The sequence below is a fragment of the Comamonas terrae genome (assembly GCF_001544075.1).
Classification (GTDB): Bacteria; Pseudomonadota; Gammaproteobacteria; order Burkholderiales; family Burkholderiaceae_C; genus Comamonas; species Comamonas terrae.
The window spans coordinates 232,421-247,768 of sequence record NZ_BCNT01000007.1; the positions used below are offsets into that span (position 1 = coordinate 232,421).

13 protein-coding genes and 2 tRNA genes are annotated in these 15,348 nt (G+C 68.5%); 8 read left to right on the plus strand and 7 right to left on the minus strand.

The window, feature by feature from the left end:
• Nucleotides 1–105: 105 nt before the first annotated feature.
• On the minus strand, nucleotides 106–762 hold the full coding sequence (locus tag Cte04_RS12665; RefSeq protein ID WP_066477952.1) for a Smr/MutS family protein: 657 nt from the start codon (nucleotides 760–762) through the stop codon (nucleotides 106–108).
• On the minus strand, nucleotides 759–1,439 hold the full coding sequence (radC, locus tag Cte04_RS12670) for a RadC family protein (protein WP_066477954.1): 681 nt from the start codon (nucleotides 1,437–1,439) through the stop codon (nucleotides 759–761). Before radC ends, Cte04_RS12665 begins: the two co-directional genes overlap by 4 nt.
• Before the next feature lie 55 nt (nucleotides 1,440–1,494).
• Here radC and Cte04_RS12675 point away from each other — a divergent pair, with 55 nt between their 5' ends.
• Entirely contained in the window at nucleotides 1,495–1,965 is a 471-nt protein-coding gene (locus Cte04_RS12675; protein ID WP_066478172.1) for an FKBP-type peptidyl-prolyl cis-trans isomerase, read from the plus strand.
• Nucleotides 1,966–2,130: 165 nt separating this feature from the next.
• Nucleotides 2,131–3,120, plus strand: a complete 990-nt coding sequence (gene ispH / locus Cte04_RS12680) for a 4-hydroxy-3-methylbut-2-enyl diphosphate reductase (RefSeq protein WP_066477956.1) — start codon at nucleotides 2,131–2,133, stop codon at nucleotides 3,118–3,120.
• A gap of 103 nt (nucleotides 3,121–3,223) precedes the next feature.
• Here ispH and Cte04_RS12685 read toward each other — a convergent pair whose 3' ends face one another.
• Complete coding sequence (locus Cte04_RS12685; protein WP_066477960.1) at nucleotides 3,224–3,952, minus strand: CBS domain-containing protein; 729 nt, start codon at nucleotides 3,950–3,952, stop codon at nucleotides 3,224–3,226.
• Between the two features lie 274 nt (nucleotides 3,953–4,226).
• Here Cte04_RS12685 and serS point away from each other — a divergent pair, with 274 nt between their 5' ends.
• The 3 genes from serS (at nucleotide 4,227) to Cte04_RS12700 (ending at nucleotide 5,794) form a co-directional block, all read left to right on the plus strand.
• Entirely contained in the window at nucleotides 4,227–5,549 is a 1,323-nt protein-coding gene (serS, locus tag Cte04_RS12690; RefSeq protein ID WP_066477963.1) for a serine--tRNA ligase, read from the plus strand.
• 76 nt (nucleotides 5,550–5,625) lie between these two features.
• Nucleotides 5,626–5,715: transfer RNA gene (locus Cte04_RS12695), tRNA-Ser, on the plus strand.
• A gap of 2 nt (nucleotides 5,716–5,717) precedes the next feature.
• Nucleotides 5,718–5,794: transfer RNA gene (locus Cte04_RS12700), tRNA-Arg, on the plus strand.
• Between the two features lie 69 nt (nucleotides 5,795–5,863).
• Here Cte04_RS12700 and Cte04_RS12705 read toward each other — a convergent pair.
• From Cte04_RS12705 to xsc, 3 genes are all read right to left on the minus strand, one after another.
• Nucleotides 5,864–6,895, minus strand: a complete 1,032-nt coding sequence (locus Cte04_RS12705) for a YeiH family protein (protein ID WP_066477966.1) — start codon at nucleotides 6,893–6,895, stop codon at nucleotides 5,864–5,866.
• Complete coding sequence (locus tag Cte04_RS12710; protein WP_066477971.1) at nucleotides 6,892–7,857, minus strand: bifunctional enoyl-CoA hydratase/phosphate acetyltransferase; 966 nt, start codon at nucleotides 7,855–7,857, stop codon at nucleotides 6,892–6,894. Before Cte04_RS12710 ends, Cte04_RS12705 begins: the two co-directional genes overlap by 4 nt.
• 144 nt (nucleotides 7,858–8,001) lie before the next feature.
• A complete protein-coding gene (gene xsc, locus Cte04_RS12715; protein ID WP_066477974.1) occupies nucleotides 8,002–9,813 on the minus strand; it encodes a sulfoacetaldehyde acetyltransferase in 1,812 nt (603 codons plus the stop codon).
• Between the two features lie 140 nt (nucleotides 9,814–9,953).
• On the opposite strand from xsc, the gene Cte04_RS12720 reads away from it, so the two are divergent.
• From Cte04_RS12720 to Cte04_RS12730, 3 genes are all read left to right on the plus strand, one after another.
• Complete coding sequence (locus Cte04_RS12720) at nucleotides 9,954–10,775, plus strand: IclR family transcriptional regulator (RefSeq protein WP_066477977.1); 822 nt, start codon at nucleotides 9,954–9,956, stop codon at nucleotides 10,773–10,775.
• Nucleotides 10,776–10,925: 150 nt separating this feature from the next.
• Nucleotides 10,926–11,903 (plus strand): AAA family ATPase, encoded by a 978-nt coding sequence (locus Cte04_RS12725; protein ID WP_066477980.1) that lies wholly within the window; start codon nucleotides 10,926–10,928, stop codon nucleotides 11,901–11,903.
• Between the two features lies 1 nt (nucleotide 11,904).
• Nucleotides 11,905–13,602 (plus strand): cobaltochelatase CobT-related protein, encoded by a 1,698-nt coding sequence (locus tag Cte04_RS12730; protein ID WP_066478174.1) that lies wholly within the window; start codon nucleotides 11,905–11,907, stop codon nucleotides 13,600–13,602.
• A 193-nt stretch (nucleotides 13,603–13,795) separates the two neighbouring features.
• On the opposite strand, the gene Cte04_RS12735 is transcribed toward Cte04_RS12730, so the two are convergent.
• A complete protein-coding gene (locus Cte04_RS12735) occupies nucleotides 13,796–15,217 on the minus strand; it encodes an NAD(P)/FAD-dependent oxidoreductase (protein WP_066477987.1) in 1,422 nt (473 codons plus the stop codon).
• Nucleotides 15,218–15,348 lie beyond the last annotated feature (131 nt).

Genomic DNA, 15,348 nt, shown 5'->3' on the forward strand with positions numbered 1-15,348 from the left:
CAAACCCGCGATTGTGTCAGGCGCCCCTGTTAGCCGGATGCAAGAATCTTGAGCAAGTGTGTAGGGTGGGGGCGCCGGCCCGTGCATGCGGGGCCGGCATGGCGCTCAGGGCATCCGGCGCTTGCCCGGCTGCAGCAGCACCACCAGCGCGCCGGCGCCGCCGTCCAGTGGGCGGGCCTGCACAAAGGCCAGCACTTCCTTCTTCTGCACCAGCCAGCGCTGCACCTTGGCCTTGAGCACCGGCGTGCGGCCCGGCGAGCCCAGGCCCTTGCCGTGGACGATGCGCACGCAGCGTATGCCGGTGCGGTGGGACAGGCGGATGAACTGGCCCAGCGCCTCGCGCGCCTCGTCCGAGCGCAGGCCGTGCAGGTCCAGCTGGCGCTGGATGCTCCAGTGCCCGCCGCGCAGCTTTCGCGTTACATCCAGGCCGATGCCCGGGCGCCGGAAGCTGAGCTGGTCGTCCACGTCGAGCAGGGTGCTCACGTCGAACTCGTCGCTCATGGCCTCGCGCAGCACCTTCTGCTCGTCGATGGCCAGCTGCAGGGGGAGCGGCGCGGGTGCGGGATCCTGAAAGCTCACCTCGTTGCGCGCGCGCAGCGGCCGGACCTTGCCGACGGTGAGCGCAAACAGATTGCGCTCGCGTTCGCGCGCCGCGCGGGCTTCGGCCTGCGCCCGGGCCAGGGCTTCGGCCTGCTCGCGCGCGGCCCTGAGCTGGCGCGAGATGCCCGCCAGGTCCTGCAGGCTATGGCGGGCGTGGTTCACAGCAGGCCCTCCTCGGCCATGGACAGTGCGGCGCCGGGCGCCACGATGACATGGTCGAGCACGCGTACGTCGATCAGGGCCAGGGCCGATTTGAGCGTGGCCGTCAGCGACCGGTCGGCGCTGCTGGGCGCTACCTGGCCGCTGGGATGGTTGTGCGCCAGGATGACGGCTGCGGCCTGGTGGTGCAGCGCGCGCAGCACGACTTCGCGCGGGTAGACCGAGGTCTGCGTCAGCGTGCCCCTGAACATTTCCTCCAGCGCCAGCAGGCGGTGCTGGCTGTCCAGGAACAGCACGGCAAAGACTTCATGGGGCTTGGCGGCCAGGTGCAGCTGCAGAAAGTGCTTGACCGCCTGGGGCGAGGAAAAAACCTCGCGCTCGCGCAGTTGCTGAGCCGTGGCGCGCCGCGCCAGTTCCAGCACGGCCATGAGTTCGGCCCGCTTGGCCGGGCCCAGGCCCTTGACCGCGCTCAGATCCCGGTAGCTGGCGGCCAGCAGGCCGGCCAGCCCGCCTGCGCCCGGCAGCTGCAGCAGCTCCTGGGCCATCTGCAGCACCGACTTGCCCGTCATGCCCGTGCGCAGGATGACGGCCAGCAGCTCGGCATCCGAAAGCGCGGCCGGGCCCCGCTGTGCGAGCTTCTCGCGCGGCTGGGCATCCAGGGGCAGGTCTTTGATGGGCATGGGGGTGGGGGTATGGGGGATTTTCTACAATGCGGGCCAGTTTATCGGGACTTTCATGACCACAAGCGCAACCTCTTCCGAACAGCCTGTTGTCCAGGCCGGCTCCTTTCTCACGCTGCACTACCGCCTGGCCGGCCCGGCCGGCGACGTGATCAACACCTTCAACGACAAGCCCGCCACGCTGTCGCTGGGCGCGGGCGAGCTGTCCCCCGCGGTCGAGGAGCGCCTGCTGGGCCTGCCCGAAGGCACGCACACCACGTTCGAGCTGCCCGCGGGCGATGCCTTCGGCGAGCGCAACCCGGACATGATGCAGTGGGTGGCGCGCAAGCTCATGAACGAGCTGGGCGACCCGCACGAGCAGTACGCGGCCGGCGACGTGGTGCAGTTCCCCACGCCCGACGGCTCCGGCAGTTACGCCGGCGCCGTGGTGCAGGTGCGCGAGGACGGCGCCGTGCTGTTCGACTTCAACCACCCGCTGGCCGGCCAGCCGGTGACGTTCGAAGTCAAGATCATCGGAGTGCTGTGACATGACGCCCCCCCTGAGCTGCTGTGCAGCTTCCCCCTTCAACGGGGACGACGGCCTTTGCTGGGGCAGCCCCTGCCGCGGGGCGGCCCTTGCTGGCCGTCCCGCGCTTCGGGTGCGCCAGTGTCGTGCTGCGCGAGTGGTGCGCAGCGCCCGGGGGGTGTTGAAATGGTAGGAGCCAAGGAAGTCCTGCTGGCCGAGCCGCGCGGCTTCTGCGCGGGCGTGGACCGTGCCATCGAGATCGTGGAGCGGGCGCTGGCCAAGTTCGGCGCGCCCATCTACGTGCGCCACGAGATCGTGCACAACACCTTCGTGGTCAACGACCTCAAGTCCAAGGGCGCCATCTTCATCGAGGAGCTCGACGAAGTGCCGCCCGGCGCCACCCTGGTGTTCAGCGCCCACGGCGTCTCCAAGGCCGTGCAGCAGGAGGCCGAGCGCCGCGGCTTTGCCATCTTCGACGCCACCTGCCCGCTGGTCACCAAGGTGCATGTGGAAGTGGCCAAGCTGGCCAAGGAAGGCTACGAGTTCCTGATGATCGGCCACAAGGGCCACCCCGAGGTGGAAGGCACCATGGGCCAGCTGTCCGAAGGCATCCACCTGGTGGAAGACGAGGCCGATGTGGCCCGCGTGCAGCCGCGCCAGACCGAAAGGCTGGCCGTGGTCACCCAGACCACGCTGAGCGTGGACGACGCCGCCGGCATCAAGGCCGCGATCCGCGCGCGCTTTCCGAACGTGCGCGAGCCCAAGCAGCAGGACATCTGCTACGCCACGCAGAACCGCCAGGACGCCGTGAAGATCCTCGCGCCCCAGGTGGACCTGGTCATCGTCGTGGGCAGCCCCACCAGTTCCAACAGCAACCGCCTGCGCGAGCTGGCCGCCCGCCTGGGCACGCCGGCCTACATGGTGGACAACGCGGGCGAGCTGCGGGAGGAATGGTTTGCCAATGCGGCGCGCGTGGGCCTGACGGCCGGAGCTTCCGCGCCCGAGGTGCTGGTCGACGAAGTCATCGCCCGCATCAGGCAGCTGGGCGCCGTGGCCGTGCGCAAGATGGACGGCATCGAGGAAACTGTGAAGTTCCCGCTGCCCAAGGGCCTGAAGATCGACACCGCCACGGGGCTGGAGATCGCAGTGCGCAAGGCCCCTGAGACGGGCCGCTGATTTCATAGCGCCTTGCGCAGGCTGTATCTGGACTTCAAGGCTGAAACGCCTTGAAATGTCCATATGGCTGGCGCAAGGCGCTTTGCTATCGATAGCGCACGGATCAGCTCCAGAGATCCAGCGGCGGATCGGCCGCCACGGCCTGGAGGATGTCGGAGCGGCTGACAAAGCCGATCAGCGCGCCGCTCTCGTCGGTCACGGGCAGGCCCGGCAGGCCGGTGTCGAGCAGGGCGGACGCCACGCGGCGCAGGTCGGTGTCGGGGGAGACGGCCGGCACCGGCGACAGCATGACCTCGCGCACCGGCCGGCGCGCCAGCGCAATGGCTTGGGCAATCGCGCCGGGCTCGGGCAGCAGGTCCAGCGGCGCCATGTCGGCGCGCAGCAGCAGGCCGATCACGCGGCCCTGCTTGTTGAGCACCGGGGCCTGGGCCACGCCATGCTCGGCCAGCTGCTGCCAGGCGTTGTTGACCACGGTGTCGGGCTCCACGGCCACGGGGCGCACGCTCATCACGTCGGCCACATGCTGCAGCGGCCGGCGTTCGGGGTGCAGGCTTTTCGTGGTGGACAGATAGGCATTGACGGCGCCCTGGCCGGCGGCGGGCGGGCGGGGGCTGTCCGCGTCGGGGGCGGCTGCGTTCCCGTCGGCCCGGTCCAGGGCCTGCCGGAAGTTGCGCGCCGTGCCGCCCATGCCGCTTGCCGCGCCGCTGTCCGGGCCGCCCGCGCGGGTGCGCAGGGCCTGGGGCCTGTCCGTGTGCCGGATGGCGCCGACGGGCGAAAGATGCGGCGCCGCATTGCGAACCATCTGGCCGTTGGGGCCGAAGACAAAAAACATGGCAACTCCTCAAAGCCTGCATCTAGGACCTGTTCACATAACCCTCGCGGTCGCGCAAGCCAGGCAGAGGCGTCAATGCTGGGCGCGCGACGCCGTGCGGGTGTCATCCCGCACAAGGAGTGCAACGCCGCAGACGCCCAAGGCTGCACAACGCGATCCACGTGCGTTATGTGAACAGGTCCCAGGTATTCATCGGCATCCGGTGCCGCAACTGTAACCAGGGGCAAATCCCGCAGGCGAGCCGGCGCGCCCGGACGCTCTAAAATCGCGCCCTATGCTCGATATCCTTCTTCTTCGCAAAGACCTTGATTCCGCCGTCGCACGGCTGGAGACCCGCAAAAAGCCGCAGGCGTTCCTGAATGTGGAGGCTTTCAAGTCTCTGGAAGCGGAACGCAAGGCGCTGCAGACCCGCACGGAGGAGCTGCAGTCCAGGCGCAACCAGCTGTCCAAGCAGATCGGCATGCTGATGGGCAAGGGCGAAAAGGATGCCGCCGAGGCCGCCAAGGCCGAAGTGGGCGCCATGAAGACCGAGCTGGACCAGTCGGCCGCGCGCCTGGACCAGATCCAGGCCGAGCTGCAGGCCATGCTGGTGGCCGTGCCCAACCTGCCGCACGAAAGCGTGCCCGTGGGGGCCGACGAGCAGGACAATGTCGAGGTGCGCCGCTGGGGTACGCCTCGGGCCTTCGACTTCGAGGTCAAGGACCATGTGGACGTGGGCACGCCGCTGGGTCTGGATTTCGACTCGGGCACCCGGATCACGGGCTCGCGCTTCACGGTCATGAAGAACCAGATCGCGCGCCTGCACCGCGCGCTGGCGCAGTTCATGCTGGACCTGCAGACCGAGGCGCACGGCTACACCGAGTGCTACGTGCCCTACATCGTCAACAGCGACTCGCTCAAGGGCACGGGCCAGCTGCCCAAGTTCGAGGGCGACCTGTTCGCGGCCAAGAAGGGCGGCCAGGACGGCGAACCCGTGCCCGACAACGCCGCGCTGTACCTGATCCCCACGGCCGAAGTGCCGCTGACCAACCTGGTGCGCGATACCGTGCTGGCCGAAGACCAGCTGCCGCTGAAGTTCACGGCCCACAGCCCCTGCTTCCGTTCCGAAGCCGGCAGCTACGGCCGCGACACGCGCGGCATGATCCGCCAGCACCAGTTCGACAAGGTCGAGATGGTGCAGATCGTGCATCCCGAAAAGAGCTACGAGGCGCTGGAGGAGATGACCGGCCACGCCGAAGCTGTGCTGCAGAGGCTGGGCCTGCCTTACCGCGTGGTCAGCCTGTGCACGGGCGACATGGGCTTTGGCGCGGCCAAGACCTATGACCTCGAAGTCTGGCTGCCCGCGCAGAACACCTACCGCGAGATCAGCTCGGTCTCCAACTGCGAAGCCTTCCAGGCCCGCCGCATGCAGGCGCGCTTCAAGAATGCTCAGGGCAAGAACGAGCTGGTGCACACGCTCAACGGCTCCGGCCTGGCTGTGGGCCGCACGCTGGTGGCCGTGCTGGAGAACTACCAGAACGCCGACGGCTCGGTGACCGTGCCGGAGGCGCTCGTGCCCTATATGGGCGGCCAGACGCTGCTGAAGACCGGCGCCTGAAGCTGCAGCGCAGCAAAAAATGCCGGAGTTTTCCAAAGCGGCTGTAATTCTCTGCTAGAATTTCAGCTTCGACACAGGAGAGGTGGCAGAGTGGTCGAATGTACCTGACTCGAAATCAGGCGTACGTGCAAGCGTACCGTGGGTTCGAATCCCACCCTCTCCGCCAATGCGGCTGTAGCTCAGCTGGATAGAGTACTTGGCTACGAACCAAGGGGTCGTGGGTTCGATTCCTGCCAGCCGCACCAAACGACAAGCCCCAGAACTGCAAGGTTCTGGGGCTTTTTCGTATCTGCGCTTGGCGTGGGAGGCAGCGCTCAGCGCATCTGTATCGCGACCAGCACGAAGGCGGCCATCCAGACGGTCTCGACCACCAGCAGCATGAAGGGGCGCCAGCCGGCCTGGGCCAGCTGCCGGAACGAGGTCTTGATGCCCAGTGCCGCAATGGCCAGTACCAGGCAGTGGCGCGACAGGTCCGTGAGCTGCAGCTGCACGGCTTGCGGCACCCAGCCCAGGGAGTTGATGCACACCAGCGCCACGAACACCCAGAGGAACCAGGGCACCAGCGACGGCTTGCTGCCGCTGTGCTGCTCGGCGGCCGCTTCGCGCTGGCGCTTGAACAGCGCCGAAACCGTCACCACCACCACGGTCAGCATGGCCACGCGAAACAGCTTGACGATGGTCGCGTAGTCGCCCGTGGCCTGGTCGATGGTGTAGCCGGCGCCCACCACCTGGGCCACGTCGTGGATGGTGCCGCCGATGAACAGGCCTGCCAGCTCGGGCGGCAGGTTCAGGGCCCGTGCGATCAGCGGATACGCCACCATGGCGACCGTGGACAGCACGGTCACCGTGACCACCACCATCAGCGTGAAGCGGTCGCTTTCCTTGTCGCGCGGCAGCACGGACGAGATGGCCAGCGCGGCCGAAGCCCCGCAGATGGCCACGGCGCCGCCGGACAGCACGCCCTGCGGCCGGGTCATGCCGAGCCGTCGGCCCAGCCAGTAGCCGCAGGCAATGGTGGTGACCACGGCGGCGATGACCGTCAGCGCCGTGGTCCAGCCCAGGCCGGCGATCTGGGTCGCGGTGATGCGCGCGCCCAGCAGGCCCACGCCCAGGCGCAGCACGCCGCGCGCGCAGAACTCGATGCCGGGCCGGGCGCGCACATCCTGGCTCAGGAAGTGGAAGGCCACGCCGAATAACAGCGCATACAGCAGCTGCGGGCCGCCATGCAGCGTGGACACGAAGGTGGCGGCCAGCGCGATCACGCCGGCCAGCGCGGCGCCCGGCAGCAGGTGAAGGCCGGCAAGCCAGGGCTGCGCAGCCTTGACGGCGGAAGGGCTCAGGTTCATGGCTGCTCCCCGGCGGCGGCCAGCACGGCCAGCGCGCAGGAGGCGATGCGGCTGGGCACCGAATCGGAGCGGCTGGTCAGCACCACGGGCACGCGCATGCCCAGCACGATGCCCGCGCATTCGGCGCCGGCCATGTAGACCAGCTGCTTGTAGATCATGTTGCCGGCTTCGAGGCCGGGCGCCAGCAGGATGTCGGGGCGGCCCGCGACTTCGGAAACGATGCCCTTGTGGCGGGCCGAGCGCAGCGAGATGGCGTTGTCGTAGGCCAGCGGGCCGTCGAGCATGGCGCCGCTGATCTGGCCGCGGTCGGCCATCTTGCACAGCGCGGCCGCATCGATGGTGCCGGGGATCGCGGGATTGACGGTCTCGACCGCCGACAGCACGGCCACGCGCGGCTGCGCGATGCCGATGGCGCGTGCCAGGTCGATGGCGTTCTGGGCGATGTCGCGCTTGTCCATCAGCGTGGGAGAGATGTTGACCACGCAGTCGGTCATCAGCAGCGGGCGCTCGTATTCCGGCAGGTCCATCACGAAGACATGGCTGGCCCGGCGGCTGCCGCGCAGGCCGGCTTCGCGCGCCACGGCTGCGGCCAGCAGCTCGTCGCTGTGCAGGCTGCCTTTCATCAGCGCGCGGGCCTGGCCGCTGCCGCACAGGGCGGCCGCCCGGGCGGCGGCGGCGCGCGGCTCGTCTTCGGTCTCATGGATGGCAAGGCCGTCCAGCGGCAGTCCGGCGGCTCTGGCTGCGGCCTCGATGCGCGCGCGCGGGCCGACGAGCAGCGGCGTGACCAGCCCGTCCTGTGCGGCCTGCAACGCGGCCTGGAGGGAGCCTGCATCGCAGGGGTAGGCCACGGCCACCGGCAGGGGGCCCAGTGCGCGTGCCCGGTCGAGCAGCCGCTGCAGATGGGGGCGGGGCGTGGCCGGCGCATCATCGGCGGCCACGGCAAGGGAAAGTGGGGGGACCATGAAAGCTCCTGCTGGAAAGTACATGCCCCGGCGCGGCCCATCCCGGGGACACCGGGGACGGGTGTGGGCGGACCCGCCGCCCCGCACCGGGGGTGCTGCCCCTCCCGCAGAGGGAGGGGGCGGCGCGAAGCGCCTCAGGGGGTGTCAGACATAGTCCTTGTACTTCTCGAGGAAGCGCACGGGCTTGCTCAGCGCATCGCGGCGGAAGGGATCGCCGAGTTCGCGGGTGCACATGATCTCGATGACGCAGGTCTTCTTCTGGTTCATCTGCAGGTCGATGGCCTTTTGCAGCGCGGGGCCCACATCCTCGATGCGGTCCACGATGATGGCCTCGGCGCCCATGGCCTGGGCGATGCCGGCGAAACTTTCGCTTTCGAGTTCGCCCGCGACGAAGCGGCGGTTGTAGAAGTCCACCTGGTTCTTCTTCTCGGCGCCCCACTGGCGGTTGTGGAAGACCACGGCCGTGACGGGAATGTCGTGGCGCACGGCCGTCATGATTTCCATCATGCTCATGCCCCAGGCACCGTCGCCCGCATAGGCGATGGCCGGGCGGTCCGGCGCGGCGCACTTGGCGCCGATGATGGTGGGCAGCGCATAGCCGCAGTTGCCGAAGCTCATGGGTGCGAAGAAGCTGCGCGGCTCGTCGAAGCGCAGATAGCTGTTGGCCACCGAGTTGATGTTGCCGATGTCGGTGGACACCATGACGCGCGCCGGCATGGCCTTTTCCAGCTCGCGCAGCACCTGGCGCGGATGCAGGTAGCTGCCGCCCGTGGGCGTCTTCTCGCCCTTGGCTTCCTCGATCATGTCCAGGCTGTAGGGATCGCGCTCGTGGGTCCAGCCGTCGAGTTCCTTTTCCCAGGCATGCTTTTCGGTGGCGATGATGTCGGCGCGCGCGGCCTTGGTGGCGTCGCTGTCCAGCGTCTCGGTCGCCAGGCGCCGCACGAGTTCGGCGGCCACGGCCTTGGCGTCGCCGTGGATGCCCACGGCGATCTTCTTGACCAGGCCCAGATTGGTGTGGTCGGCCTCGACCTGGATGATCTTGGCAGTCTTGGGCCAGTAGTCCATGCCGTGCTGGGGCAGGGTGCCGAAGGGACCCATGCGCGACCCCAGCGCAATCACCACATCGGCCTGGGCGATGAGCTTCATGGCCGCCTTGGAGCCCTGGTAGCCCAGCGGGCCGGCCCACAGCGGATGCCTGGCGGGGAAGGCGTCGTTGCGCAGATAGCCGGTGGCCACGGGGGCGCCCAGGCGCTCGGCCAGTTGCTTGGCTTCTTCCACCGCATCGCCCATGACCACGCCGCCGCCGGCCAGGATCACCGGGAACCTGGCGGTCTTGAGCAGCTCGACGGCCGCCTGCAGGCTTTGCTCGCCGCCGTGGCCGCGGTCCACGCGCATGGGCCTGGGAATCTCGCACTCGATCTCGCCGTAGAAATAGTCGCGCGGAATGTTCAGCTGCGTGGGGCCCATCTCGGACATGGCGCGGTCGAAGCAGCGGCCCGTGAATTCCGCCATGCGCTTGGGATTGCAGACATGGCCCTGGTACTTGGTGAACTCCTGGAACATGGGCAGCTGGTTGGCCTCCTGGAAGCCCCCCAGGCCCATGCCCATGGTGCCGGTCTCGGGCGTCACGATCACCACCGGGCTGTGCGCCCAGTAGGCGGCGGCGATGCCGGTGACGCAGTTGGAGATGCCGGGGCCGTTCTGGCCGATGACCACCCCGTGGCGGCCCGAGACGCGGGCATAGCCGTCGGCCATGTGGGCCGCGCCCTGTTCGTGCACCACGGGAATCAGGCGGATGCCGGCCGGCGCAAAAATGTCCATGGCGTCCATGAAGGCCGAGCCCATGATGCCGAACATCTCGGTCACGCCGTTGGCGACGCAGGTTTCCACGAATGCTTCCGACGGCGTCATCTTCTGCACGCCCTGCACCACCTTACGATTGTCTGCTGTAGTCATACCGCTTGTCTCCTTTGGAAAAATTGGAACTTTAAGTTCCGAAAAAAGAAATCACGACGCAAGTCTAGGCACTTCCGCAGCCTTGTGTCAAACAAATTTCTTTTTTTCGGAACAAATTGACTCAAAAAACGAAAGAAAATATGATGATCCACGCTATGAACACAACGGACAAGGCCACGGCGCGCATTGATGGCGATACCCCCAACCTGCGGCTGTTCGCGCTGCTGGAGGCCATCGCCTGCAAGGACGCGCCCTTCACGCTGCAGACCATGGTCGAGGAGACGGGGCTGCCCAAGCCCACCATGCACCGCATGCTCCAGCAGCTCGAAGGCGCGGGCATCCTGCAGCGCGAGGGCAACGGGCGCTACTACGGCACGGGCCGGCGCCTGATGCGCCTGGCCGAAAGCGTGCTGCTGAACAACACCACGCACGGCGCGCGTCACGCGGTGCTGGCGCAGCTGGTGCGCGACATCGGGGAAAGCTGCAACATCACGGCCTTCTCGGGCAGCGAGGTGCTGTACCTGGACCGCGTGGAAACGCCCGCGCCGCTGCGCTTTTACCTGCATCCCGGCTCGCGCGTGCCCGCCCACTGCTCGGCCACGGGCAAGCTTTTCCTCAGCCAGATGGCGCCCGCGCAGCGCCGGCGCCTGCTGTCGGCCGTGGAGCTGGAGTCGTTCACCGCCAACACGCTGACGGGCTTCGAAGCCCTGGAGCGCGAGCTCGACCAGGTGCGCGAGCAGGGCTATGCCTTCGACAACGAGGAATTCCTGCCCGGCCTGCTGTGCCTGGGCGTGCTCGTGCCTTCGCCCCAGGGCGCCTCGAACATGGGCCTGGCGGTGCAGGCGCCCATCATGCGGTTCTCGCGCGAGCGGGCGCTGAGCTTTCTTCCCAAGCTGCGCGCGGCGGCCGAGGCCATTGCGCGCATCAATGACGAACTGCCACCGGGAGCCGACGATGACTGATGTGCATCACCCCCTGAGCGGCTGCGCCGCCTCCCCCTCTCTCGCTTTGCGGGAGGGGGACGACGCCCTCGCTGCGAGGCGGCTCTTGCTCGGCGTCTCTGACTTGATGTGTGCCAGTTTTATTTTGCATAGCCAAGGAGAGTTGAAGTGATGCAAGAACCGACGCGCATGCTGAGCGTGCGCGATGCCTTCGGCATCGACACCGACCTCGAGGTGCCGGCCTTTGCCGAGCGCTGCGAGCATGTGCCGGCCATCGACGCGGCCTACCGCTTCAATCCGCAGGCCACGCTGGCCATTCTTGCGGGCTTTGCGCACAACCGGCGCGTGGTCGTCCAGGGGCTGCACGGAACCGGCAAATCCACGCATATCGAGCAGGTGGCCGCGCGGCTGAACTGGCCGTGCGTGCGCGTCAACCTGGACGGCCACATCAGCCGGCTCGATCTCGTGGGCAAGGACGCCATCGTGCTGGAAGAAGGCAAGCAGGTGACCCGCTTTCAGGAGGGCATATTGCCCTGGGCGCTGCAGCGGCCCGTGGCCCTGGTCTTCGATGAATACGACGCGGGCCGGCCCGATGTGATGTTCGTCATCCAGCGCGTGCTCGAGCGCGACGGCAGCTTCACGCTGCTGGACCAGAAGAAGGTGCTGCAGCCGCATGCGCACTTCCGGCTGTTTGCCACCATGAACACCCTGGGCCAGGGCAACCTCTCGGGCCTGTACCACGGCACGCAGCTGCTCAACCACGCCCAGCTCGACCGCTGGAACCTGGTCACCAGCCTGGACTACCTGCCGCCGGCCGAGGAGGCCGCCATCGTGCTGGCGCGCGTGCCGCAGCTGGCCACGCCCCCGGGGCGCGAGCAGGTGGCGGCCATGGTGGCGCTGGCCGCACTCACGCGCAAAGGCTTTGCCGTGGGCGATCTGTCGCTGCTGATGTCGCCGCGCACCGTCATCACCTGGGCCGAGAACACGCAGATCTTCCACGACCTGCGCCTGGCTTTCGAGCTGTCCTTCCTGAACAAGTGCGAGCCTGCGGAGCGCGCCATCGTGGCCGAGTATTTCCAGCGCTGCTTCGGCAGCGAGCTGGCGCGGCATGGCGAAGCTGCGGATGCCGGCCTGCTGCAGGCGCACTGACATGCAGGCACCTGCAGCCACGCAGGCCTCGCTGGCCCAGATGGAATCCTGGAGCGGGGCGCTGCTGCGCGCCGTCACGGGCGATGCCTCGCTGCAGTGGAGCGGCCAGACCCTGTACCGGGGAACCGACCCCGTGGCCCTGCCCGCCGCGCATCACAGCGATGTGCCCGCGCAACTGGCCGACCAGCGCGGCCTGCTCGACGGCGCGGGCCTGCGCCTGCGGTTCAGCGATGCGGCGCTGCACCGGGTCCATCTGCCCGCAGACCCCGTGGAGCGGCTGGTGTTCGAGCTGCTCGAGCAATTGCGCGTGGAAAGCCTGGTGCCCGCGTCCTGGCCCGGCGCGCGCGCCAATCTGCAGGCGCGCTTCGTGCACTGGTGCCAGTCCTTTGCCGATTCGGGCCTGACGGAAAGCAGCCTGGGCATTCTGCTGTTCACCGTGGCGCTCACGGCCTGGAGCCGGCTGACCGGGCATGAGCCGCCGCATGCGCTGTCCGACCTGGCCGAGGCCACGCGCGCCGCGCTGTCGGCCGAGATCGGCGGCCAGTGGCCGCTGCTGCGCCGCCACCGGGCCGACCAGCAGGCCTTCATCGCACCCGCGCTGGCCGTGAGCCGCTGGGTGGGCCGGGCCGTGCGCGCCGCGCAGCAAGAGGCGCCGCGCGGGACAGGCCAGCCGCGGCGGCGCAGCGGCTTTGCGCTGCCCCTGCATTTCGAATCCCAGTCGCCCGAGGCTGCGCCCGTGGCCCATACCGGCGACAGCCGGGCCTGGGCCAGCACGGCGCAAGGCTACCGGGTGTTCACGCGCGCCTACGACCGCGAGGCCCAGGCGGCCGAACTGATCCGCGCTGCGCAGCTGGCCGGCTTGCGCGCGCAGATGGACGAGGAACTGGCGCGCAGCGGCCTGCACGCGGGGCGGCTGGCGCGATGGCTGCAGCAGCGCCTGGCCAGGCCGCGGCGCGAAGGCTGGCATTTCGGGCTGGAGGACGGGCATCTGGACGGCAGCCGGCTGGCGCAGCTGGTCGGCGATCCGCAGCAGCGCGCCGTCTTCAAGGACGAGGCGCAGCGCCCGGTCAGCGATGCCGCGGTGGGCATTCTCATGGACTGCTCGGGGTCGATGAAGGCCCATGCTCGCCAGCTCTCGCTGCTCGTCGACGTGCTGGGCCGGGCCCTGTCCATGGCCGGCGTGCCGGTGGATGTGCTGGGCTTTTCCACGCTGGCCTGGAACGGCGGGCGGGCGCGGCGCGACTGGCAGCGCGCGGGCCGACCCGAATTCCCGGGGCGGCTCAACGAGCGGCTGCACATCGTCTTCAAGGACGCGGCCAGGCCCTGGCGCCACGGCCGCCATGGCATTGCGGCGCTGCGCAAGCCCGATCTGTTCCGCGAGGGCATGGACGGCGAGGCCGTGGAATGGGCCTGCGGGCGGCTGCTGCAGCGGCCGCAGGCGCGGCGCATCCTGCTGGTCATCTCCGACGGCTGTCCCATGGACACGGCCACGCACCAGAGCAACGACGCCCACTACCTGGACCAGCACCTGCGCCAGGTCGTGGCGCGCCACGAGCGCGCGGGCGATGTGCGGATCTGCGCACTGGGCGTGGGACTGGACCTGGGCGTGTTCTACCGCCGGCGCCTGGCCGTCGATCTCGATGCGCGCATCGACGAGGCGCTGCTGCAATCGGTGGCCGAACTGATCTGCCGGCCCTGAGCCATTGTCGGTGAAGCTGCTAAAAGCAGAGCGGCTTGCGCTTGCCATGCATGATTTTTGCAATGAAAAGTCATTGAATTCGTGAATTGGCAGGCGCTGAGTGCTCCTGTTTTCAAAGCCCGCGCATAAAAAAAGAAGCCGGCCATCCGGTCCGGCTTCAAGCAGCAAAAAAGGCCTGCCGTCCGGCGGCGGTTCAGAGCTTTTCGTCGCGCAGGTAGTACCAGTGGTACAGAAAGCGCTGGCCCAGGCGGCGAAACGGTGCGAAGGCCGGCGAGCGCACGGTGTTGAACAGATTGGGGTACTCGAGCTCGGAGTTGTAGATGGGCAGCTCGAATGCCTTGCTGCGGCGCCCCGCGATGCGCTCGGCCATGCGCCGGCCCGCATGGGCCGAGAACGACACGCCGTTGCCGCCGTAGCCCACGGCGTAGAAGATGCTCTGCTGCGGATCGGGCTGGAACACGCGCGGCATCATGTCGTGGCTCACGTCCACCCAGCCCCACCAGGAATAGTCCACCTCGATGCCCTTGAGCGCCGGGAACTTGCGGTGCAGGCCGTCCACCAGCTTGGCCATGTGCACGGGGTTGGGCGCGTCGGCGCCGGTGACGGCGCTGCGGCTGCCGATCTGCACGCGGTTGTCGGGCAGGCGGCGGTAGTAAAAGCGCAGCGTGCGCGTGTCGGTGATGACCTGGGTGGTCTTGAAGCCCGTGGCCTCCAGCTCCTGCTCGGTCAGCGGCCGCGTGACCAGCGAGTTCGAGAGAATCGGCATGATCTTGGAGCGCAGGCTGCCGTGCAGGCCGTTGCTGGTGTAGCCGCCCGTGGCAAAGCCCACGGCGCGGGCGCGCACCGTGCCGCCCGGCGTGCGCAGGTGGTGCACGCCGTTGCGCGTCTCCACGCCGAGCACGGGGCTGGCCGGATGCACCTTCACGCCCAGCTGGCGGGCCTTGCGCAGGTAGCCGAAGGCCAGCTTGAGCGGATGCACGCCGATGCCGTCGGGCTCGTGCATGGCGCCGTGGCTGTCGGCATCGTTCACATAGTCGCGGCGCACCTCCTCGGGGCTGAGCATGCGCGCGTCGTAGCCGAAAACCTCGCGCATGATGCGGGTCTCGTTGCGCAGGAAGTCCAGCTTCTTGTCGCGGTGGGCGATGTAGAGATGCCCGCCGGGCTGGGGCTCGCATTCGGGGAACTCCGCCACCAGGTCCTTGAAGGTCTGGAAGCCCTCGCGGATCTCGGCGTCGAGCCTGAGGGCCACGTCCTTGCCCCAGCGCTCTATCCATTGCGAGCGGTACAGGCGGCCGCTGGCGTTCTGGCCCTGGCCTCCGTTGCGGCTGGTGCAGCCCCAGGCGGTCTGGTTGGCGTCCAGCACCACGGCGCGTATGCCGTGCTCGCGCGCCAGGAAGAGGGCGGTGGACAGGCCCGTGAAGCCCGATCCCACGATGGCCACGTCCGCATCGATGTCGCCGCACAGCGGGCCGTCGTCCTCGGGCGGGCGTCCGGCCGTGCCCACCCAGTAGGTGGGGGCGTAGCCCGTGCCGTGGCCCGGCGTGGCGGCGACCAGCGGGTCGTACTGCGGGTCGTAGGGGGTGAGGTAGCTCGGGCTGATGTCCTCGGCTTTCATGCGTATGTCTCCTGTGGCCGCGCCGTGGCGGCGCCGGTGTTCTTGATGCAAGGGCAATCGCATCAGCGCGGCCCTCAAGCACGGTCCGGCTGGTGGATGGGAGACAGCTTATCCAGCGTCCGGGCCCGGCC